We start from the raw sequence: 7,928 nt of genomic DNA on the forward strand, positions 1-7,928 counted from the left end.
GGGAAGGTTCCGCTTTCGCCTACCAGAGGACCGTGGCCACGGTCAGCGGGGCGGACAGCCCCCGCAGCGTCACGGAGCGCTCGTCCTCGACAGCGAACTGGTCACCGGCGGCTGCCAACGCCTCCCGGCTGGCGACGATCTCACCAGCGCCCGCGGTGGCGGCGATGCGCGCCGTCTCGTGCACGCCCTTGCCGCCGTAGTCAGCGCCGCGCTCGGTGGCTTCCGTCGTGTGGAGGCCGATCCGCACCTCAACGGCGAAGCCGTGCTCTCTTCGGTGCTCGGCGAGCCGCCGTTGGATGTCGCACGCCGCCTGCAGACCTCCGGCGGTGTCGTCGAAGGCGACGAAGAAGCCGTCTCCCTCGTGCTTGATCTCGGCGCCGCCGGACTGCTCGAAGACGGATCGCAGGGTGCGGTCGTGCCAGGTCAAGAGTGCGTCCCAGGCCTCGTCTCCGAGCGCCTCCACCAACCTCGTCGATCCGACGATGTCGGTGAACATGAACGTGCGGGTCGGACGGGCCCCTGGAGCATCCGCTGAGAGGCGGACCGCCACGTCGCCGGCCGCCTTCGTGGCGCCGATCCGCTCGAAGCCGGCCCGCGCCGAGTCCAGCTCCATGATCCCGTCGTCATGGCGACCGGCGGCCTCATAGGCCCGAGCCAGCTCCACCTTCGCCTGGGCCGCCTCGTAGGGAGCGTCGAGCTCGGCCCACCGCCCGACACACCGCCGGAGCTCGTGGATCGCGTCGTCGACGCGGCCCTCACCGAGAGCCACCTGCCCCAGGGCGCCGGCGGCACTGGCGGCCAGAGCAGCCGTAGCAGAGGCCTCGGCGAGGCTCGTCAGCGCCGACGCCGCGGCGCGGGCGGTGTCGAGAGCGCCGGCCGCCACAGCGATGGTCACCTGCGCCGGCAGGAGGAAGGCACGCTGCTCCCGGATGAAGCCCGACTCGTCGGCGAGTGCATTGGAGACGGCCTGCAGCGCCGCCGCCGGCTGGCCCTGATCCAGGCGAAGAAGGGCGAGCCCGGGCTGGGGATCGAAGCCCAGCTCTGACGCTCGGCGGAAGGCCGTCGTCGCCCCCGCCGCATCGCCGCGCCGGCGGCGGATCTCGCCTATCTCGTGGAAAGCCCACGCGGCGAAGCGCGGTCCGGACGCCATGAGCTCGTCGGCAGCCTCGACGGCGTCTCGTTCCGCCTCGTCCAGCGCGCCGCGCAGCCGCCGCACCTCGGCCCGGTGGAAACGGCACAGCCCCGGAAAGCCGCTCACGGACTCGCGGTCGCACCAGCGCGACGCGGTGTCCGTCCACTCGCCTGCACGTCCCCAATCACCCAGGTTGCGGCAGGCGAAGATGGTCGAGCAGTAGATGGTGCCGGCCGTCATGAGCGTCAGCGACCCGCTCGCCGCCAGGGCGTTGGCCTCGTCGATGAGTGCCATGCCCTCGTCCAGCCGGCCCTCGACGATGAGCGCGTGGCCCTGGTCCAGAAGCCCCAGGCCCTCCAGATCGGGAACACCCAGGCGACGTCCGTGCTCCGCCACCCGCACGGCGAGATCACGGCTCGCCTCGAGGTTGCCGCTGTCGGACATCGTCCGGCCCATCATCCACTCCAGGAGGCCGTACTCGGCGCAGTCGGTATCGTCCCCGAGCAACGTCGAGGCGCGGCCGAGCCAGCCGCTGGCTACGGCGCTCCCGGCCCGCTGGTAGTGCTCGCGACAGAGGGCGAGCGCCAGACGCGCCGCTCCCCGGTTGTCGCCTACAGCGGCGTACGCCGACTCGGCCCGTTCCAACAGATCCAGCAGAGCGTCGAAGTGACGGGACCACCGCGCCGAATCGGCGAGCCGTTCGAGATCCTCCGCCTCGAGCGGCGAGGACCGATTGGCGACCGACAGCTGCGCGTACGCATCGGCCCACCGGTGGTCGGCGTACGCCTTCCGCCCCGCGGCCAGATCGTCGGTCACATCTCCCTCCCGGCGATCAGTATTGCATTCGGGCGACCGATGCCACGAGCTCAGCTGGTCATGGCGTCCCACTCACCACGGCGCTTGCCCAGCGGTAGTCCGCCTTGCCCGCCGCCGAGCGGCGGACCTCGTCCACCAGGTAGAGGGCCCGGGGAGCCTTGTACCCCGCCAGGTGAGCCCGGCAGTGCGTTCGCAGGTCCTCCAGGGCGGGCGCACCCTCGGCGGTCGCCTGGACGATGCACACGACACGCTGGCCCCACTCGGCGTCATCGGCCCCGACGACGATCGCGTCGGTCACAAGAGGGTGCGCCTTGATGACGGCCTCGACCTCCTCCGGGTAGACCTTCTCGCCGCCGGTGTTGATGCACATCGACCCCCGCCCGAGCAGGCGGATGGTGCCGTCCGCCTCCACCGTGGCCATGTCGCCGGGGAGCGACCAACGGACACCGTCGATCTCGACGAAGGTCCGGGCCGTCCTGGACGGGTCCTTGTGGTAGCCGATCGGCCCCCGGCCCCGTGTCGCCAGCCGTCCGATCTCCCCCGACCCGGGCGGCACGGGACGCAGATCGTCGTCGACGACCATGGTGACGTCGCGCGCCGCGAAGCTGAGCGACGACGTGGGCGTTCCCTTGATGGCGACGGCGGTCGCTTGCACCGGCGCCTCCGAGGAGCCCACGGCCTCGCTGATGGCCAGGACGCTCGGCAGGGCGGCAAGGAGCCGGTCCTTGATGGCGGCGGTGAGGATGCTGCCACCCGAACCGAGCAGTCGCAGCGAAGACGTGTCGAACGCGCCGGGGCAGGCCTCGAGCGCGTCCACCAGGGGGCGTCCGCTCGTGTCCCCGACGATCGTGAGCATGACGACGCGCTCGGTCTCGACCAGCTCGAGCACACGGCCCATGTCCATGCTCCGTAGGGTGTAGAGCACGAGCTTGCCCCCGCCCAGCAGGGTGCTGAGGGCCGTCCACTGGCCACTGGCGTGGATCAGCGGACCGAGGGACAGGGCGACGAACTCGTCCGGACCGGCATCCCCGGGGGGGAGAAAGGGCGCGATCCGATGCGACCGGTTGACCAGCGCCGCCTGGCCGATCTCCTCTGGGCGCTCGATGGCCGGGCCGCCCGGGTTCCCGCTACCGAGGGTGGCGAAGAGAATGTCCTCCTGGCGCCAGACCACGCCCTTGGGGAGCCCGGTGGTCCCGCCCGTGTACAGGACGTAGTGATCGTCCGCCGACCGCGGGCCGAAGCTCCTGACCATCGACCCGGAGGCCAGCACCTCCTCGTACGACAAGACGTCGAGGTCGCCGGGGCCGCCGCCGTCGTCGACATCGATGAGCCATCGCAGAGCACGGGGACGGCTCGCGATGGTCGCCACCCGGGGAGCGAGCTCGTGGTGGTGGACGAGAGCGACGAGATCGGCATCGGAGATTAAGTGGGCGAGCTCGTCACCGACGTACCGGTAGTTGACGTTCACCGGAACGGCCCGCAGCTTGAAGCAGGCCAGCATGGTCTCGATGAACTCGGCGCCGTTGTAGAGATACAGCCCGACATGGTCGCCCGCCCGCACCCCGAGGCCCGCCAGCCCGTTCGCGAGCTTGGTGCTGCGCTTGTCGAGCAGGGCGTAGGTGAGCCGGCGACCTCCGGCCACGAGCGCCTCACGGTGGCCGACCGTGTCGGCCACGCGCTCGAACAGATCGGCCAGGTTGAACTCCATCGGCGTCGACCTTCCCTGGCCAGCGGGAGCCGCTCCCTGCCGGCGAGCAGCCCGACCGGCCGGGTGCGAAGCTAGTGGCCGCATTGTGGCAGGGAGGAGCGAGCGGGGCCATGTCGACCAGTGAGACCACGGCGATGCTGGTGCGGGCTGACGGCCTCGTGCCCAAAGAGCGGTACGTCTCGCGGGAGTTCCTCGATCTGGAGATGGATCGGCTGTGGCCCCGGGTGTGGCAGGTGGCCTGCCGGGAGGAAGAGCTACCCGAGGCGGGCGACTATCTCGAGTACACGATCGGTGATCAGTCGATCCTCGTCGTCCGCTCGGAGCCGGACACGATCAAGGCCTACTTCAACACCTGCCTGCACCGGGGCACCAGGCTGGCCGAGGGCCGGGGCAATTTCGCCGACGGCCAGATTCGCTGCCGGTACCACGCCTGGCGCTATGCCCTCGATGGTGAGCTGACCGAGATCGTCGACCGCCACGAGTTCACCGACGTCCCGTCGGACCTCCGCCTGCACGAGGTGCGCGCCGAGCGCTGGGGCGGTTTCGTGTTCGTGAACATGGACCGTGAGGCGGAGCCGCTCATGGACTTCCTCGATCCGATCCCCAAGCTGCTCGGACCCTTTCACCTCGACCAGATGCGCTTCGCCACCTATCGCACCACGATCCTGCCCGCCAACTGGAAGGTGGTCGTCGACGCATTCAACGAGGGCTACCACGTGCAGGGCACGCACCCCCAGATCCTGGCGTGGACCGACGACGTGAACATGGAGTACGTCCAGTTCGACACCCATGCCCACTACGGCCGGCTGGCGCACGCCCGTCGTGAGCTTCGCCCCAGCCCCCGTCTGGGCCTCAGCGACGACGAGATCGACGAGGGTGAGATCCTCTCCTCGCTCGTCTCCGGGCTCGGCGGGCTGTTCTACCGTGAGGAGCGGGACATCGTCGACGAGCTGCGGGCGGCTCCGCTCCCCTCGGGCACGTCGCTGCTCGAGGCCTACCAGCAGCGGCGGATGGACCTGCTGCGATCGCGCGGCCTCGACGTCTCGGGCCTCGAGCTGGACCAGATGACGAGCGCCGATGACGTGTACTGGTTCCCCAACATGGTTGGTCCGACATACCCGGGGACGGCCATCCTGTTCCGCATCCGTCCCAACGGGCTCGATCCCGACTCTGCCATCAAGGACCTATGGACCCTGCAGTGGCCGAGTCCAGACCAGCCCTGGCAGATGCCCGAGCGGAAGTTCTACCCGGAGTGGACGGCGAAGGACTGGGGCCAGATCACCAACCAGGATTTCGCCAACATGGCCCACATCCAGACCGGTATGAAGTCCCGGGCCTGCCAGGGGCTTCGGCTCAACCCTCGCCAGGAGAGCAACCTCCTCCACATGCATCGCGTGATCGACCGCTACCTGACCGCGTGACATCCCGGTCGAGGTCGGGGGTGCGTGGCGACCAAGCTCGGCACGCGATTCGTGGCCGTCAGGTCCTCGCTGGTGCTGCCCACGCCGGGCGCGTCCACTGGAAGCGCGTTCTCGTCGCCGCGCTCATCGTCTTCGGGATCTCGGCGGTGGCCGAGACGGCGAGCGACGCCTTGGTCGCCGACAGCGCGGCGGCCGTGGCCGTCCCGATCGGGGTCTGCGCGTTCGCCATCGATCTCTTCGGCGAGGTCTTCTTCACCGGTCTGCTCGAGCGCATGGTGGGCCAGGCCAGGTACGGCGCACCCGAGCAAGGGGTCCTGACGGTGCTGCGCACGCTTCCCTACCGCCGGTTGATCGTGGCCGACGTCCTGGTGACCGGCCTCGTCGCGCTCGGCTACCTCGCCCTGGTCGTGCCTGGAGTGCTGCTCTTCACACTGCTCTGCCTGGCGGCGCCGATCGTCAACATCGAGGGGCAGTCGGCACTCGGGGCCATGCGGCGGTCGGCGCAGCTCGCGCGCGGCCGCTTCGGGTTGACGTTGATCCTGGTCGTCGTGCCGTTCTCGATCGCCGACTGGATCGGTACAACGGTGCAGGACGTCGTCCACGGGGAGCCCCTGTGGCTCGACCTCGTGGTGCGACTGGTCGTGACGATCGTCATCGCGATCGGCACCGGCCTGGTGCAGGTCGAGCTCGCCTACCGGCTCATCGAGGCCGACGCCGAGGACAAGCGGCCGGCGACAAGCTGAACGAGGCTCGCGAGACCTCGGCACGCTGCGCCGAGCCCCCGTACAATTCAGGTCGGGCAGCGCGGATCGCCTTCAGTGATCGGCCCACAAGAACGGGGGGATGACATGGACGAGGCACGGGTCCAGGAGCTCATGGGCCAGATGGTCGGCTACATGACCGGAGGAGCCGTGTGCTTCGCGGTGTGGGTCGGCGACGAGCTCGGTCTCTACCGGGCGATGGCAGGAGCCGGCTCGATGCGCGCTGACGAGGTGGCGGCCGAGACGGGGTGCAATCCCCGTCTGGTGCGCGAGTGGCTCGATTCCCAGGCGGCAGCCGGGCTGGTCGGCTACGACGCCGCCGGCGACTCCTACGAGCTGAGCGAGGAGGCGGCCCTGGCCCTGGCCGACGAGAACGCCCCGTTCTTCGTGGCCCGGGGCATGAACGCTCTCGGGTCGTTCTTCATGGACATCGAGAAGGTCAAGGGGGCGTTTCGCGGCGACGGCGGGCTGAGCTGGGGGGACCACCACCCGTGTCTGTTCTCCGGTACCGAGTGGTTCTTCCGGACCGGCTACCGCGCCTACCTGCCTTCGGTCTGGATCCCCGCCCTCGATGGCGTCGAGTCCAAGCTGCACTCCGGAGCCAAGGTGGCCGACGTGGGGTGCGGGCACGGCGCACCCGTCGTGGTGATGGCGGATGCCTATCCCGAGTCCCGGTTCTGGGGCTTCGATCTCCACCCGCCGTCGATCGAGACTGCCCGCGCGCGGGCCTCCGAAGCGGGCGTGAGCGATCGGACCATCTTCGAGGTTGCCTCGGCGAAGGGCTACGACGGTACCTTCGACCTGATCTGCTTCTTCGACTGTCTCCACGACATGGGCGACCCGGTGGGCATCGCCCGGTACGCGCGCGAGCACCTCGAGCCGGACGGGACCGTGCTCTTGGTCGAGCCGTTCGCCCTCGACGGCCGAGCGACGAACTTGGCCGAGAACCCGATGGCGGCGCTGCTCTACACGGCGTCGGCGTCGATCTGCACGCCGAATTCTCTCTCTCAAGAGGTGGGGCTGGGACTGGGTGCCCAGGCGGGCGAGGCCAGGATGCGCGAGGTCTTCGAGGAGGCCGGCTTCAACAAGTTCGGTCGGGCGGCGGAGACGCCGCTCAACCTCATCCTCGAAGCCCGCGCCTGAGCGCAAGGAGCGGCGAATGCAGCCAGGATTCGATCACGTGACCATCGTGGTGACCGATCTTGACGAGGCGAAGCGGTTCTTCGAGCTGCTCGGCTTCGAGATGACCCACAACGTCGTCGTGAGCGGAGAGGCCATGTCGAAGTACATGGGCATCGCCGACTGGGAGGCCGACCACGTGACCCTCGCTCTCGCCGACGCCGAGACCCACCAGGAGGTGCAGCTCCTTCGATTCCACAACCCCCCGGTGGATGTCGACGGCGAGACCGGCAACCTGGCCCGGACAGGCTTCAACCACGTGTGCTTTCGCGTCGACGACATCGACGCCATGATCGAGCGGCTGCAGTCCGGCGGGATCGGCATCAAGAACCAGCTCATGACGTTCCACGACCGGAAGCTCGTCTTCCTGCGCGGTCCCGGTGGTGTGACGATCGAGCTGGCGCAGTGGCTCGCACAGCCTGCGGCGCCAGACTCCTCAAGCCAGTAGCCGCTCGCGCACCTCGGGCCGCAGGGGTGGCGGACGGGTGGTGAGGACCGTGCCACCCGGGTGCACGAAGGCCAGCTCGTCGCCGGGGTGGCCCTCGATGCGCCAGCCCCCCTCGTGGATGAGGCGGTGGTGGTGGCCGCACAGCATGACCAGGTTGGCCGGGTCGGTCGGACCACCGTCGGCCCAGTGAAGGAGGTGGTGGGCGTGCAGCCAGCGGGCTCGGGCACAGCCGGGGAAGCGACAGCCCCGGTCCCGGCGCCGGAGCTGGCGGGCCAGCCAGCGCGGCACCTGACGGCGCTGGCGCCCGAGACCGAGGGCCTCGCCCGATTCACCCTCGGCCACCAGCTGCCAGCGGGCGTCACAGGCCAGACGCCGTGCCGTCTCGGTGGCGACCTGGGGGCCGCCTTCGATCTCGGCCAGGCCCTCGCCGCCGGCCAGGACTGCGGGATCGGCGTGGATCACC

General features: G+C 69.8%; 7 protein-coding genes. 4 read left to right on the forward strand and 3 right to left on the reverse strand.

All coding sequences use genetic code 11. The features are described 5' to 3' along the window. Positions 1–19: 19 nt before the first annotated feature. Together VGF64_03265 and VGF64_03270 are read right to left on the reverse strand one after the other, a co-directional pair. Positions 20–1,948: an adenylate/guanylate cyclase domain-containing protein gene (locus VGF64_03265; protein ID HEY1633753.1), complete on the reverse strand. Its 1,929-nt coding sequence runs from the start codon at positions 1,946–1,948 to the stop codon at positions 20–22. A gap of 58 nt (positions 1,949–2,006) precedes the next feature. Continuing rightward, complete coding sequence (locus VGF64_03270) at positions 2,007–3,656, reverse strand: acyl-CoA synthetase (protein ID HEY1633754.1); 1,650 nt, start codon at positions 3,654–3,656, stop codon at positions 2,007–2,009. A gap of 110 nt (positions 3,657–3,766) precedes the next feature. Between VGF64_03270 and VGF64_03275 the strand changes: the two genes are divergently transcribed. The 4 genes from VGF64_03275 to VGF64_03290 all read left to right on the forward strand — a co-directional run bounded on the left by VGF64_03275 (position 3,767) and on the right by VGF64_03290 (position 7,465). After that, entirely contained in the window at positions 3,767–5,077 is a 1,311-nt protein-coding gene (locus VGF64_03275; protein ID HEY1633755.1) for an aromatic ring-hydroxylating dioxygenase subunit alpha, read from the forward strand. Positions 5,078–5,097: 20 nt separating this feature from the next. Next, a complete protein-coding gene (locus VGF64_03280; GenBank protein HEY1633756.1) occupies positions 5,098–5,820 on the forward strand; it encodes a hypothetical protein in 723 nt (240 codons plus the stop codon). Positions 5,821–5,925: 105 nt separating this feature from the next. After that, positions 5,926–6,981 (forward strand): class I SAM-dependent methyltransferase, encoded by a 1,056-nt coding sequence (locus VGF64_03285; protein ID HEY1633757.1) that lies wholly within the window; start codon positions 5,926–5,928, stop codon positions 6,979–6,981. A 16-nt stretch (positions 6,982–6,997) separates the two neighbouring features. After that, positions 6,998–7,465, forward strand: a complete 468-nt coding sequence (locus VGF64_03290; protein HEY1633758.1) for a VOC family protein — start codon at positions 6,998–7,000, stop codon at positions 7,463–7,465. Here VGF64_03290 and VGF64_03295 read toward each other — a convergent pair. Further along, on the reverse strand, positions 7,454–7,928 hold a 475-nt coding region (locus VGF64_03295), incomplete at its 5' end, for an HNH endonuclease (protein ID HEY1633759.1). The two genes, VGF64_03290 and VGF64_03295, sit on opposite strands and share 12 nt — an antisense overlap.

The sequence above is a fragment of the Acidimicrobiales bacterium genome (assembly GCA_036491125.1).
GTDB lineage: Bacteria > Actinomycetota > Acidimicrobiia > Acidimicrobiales > AC-9 > AC-9.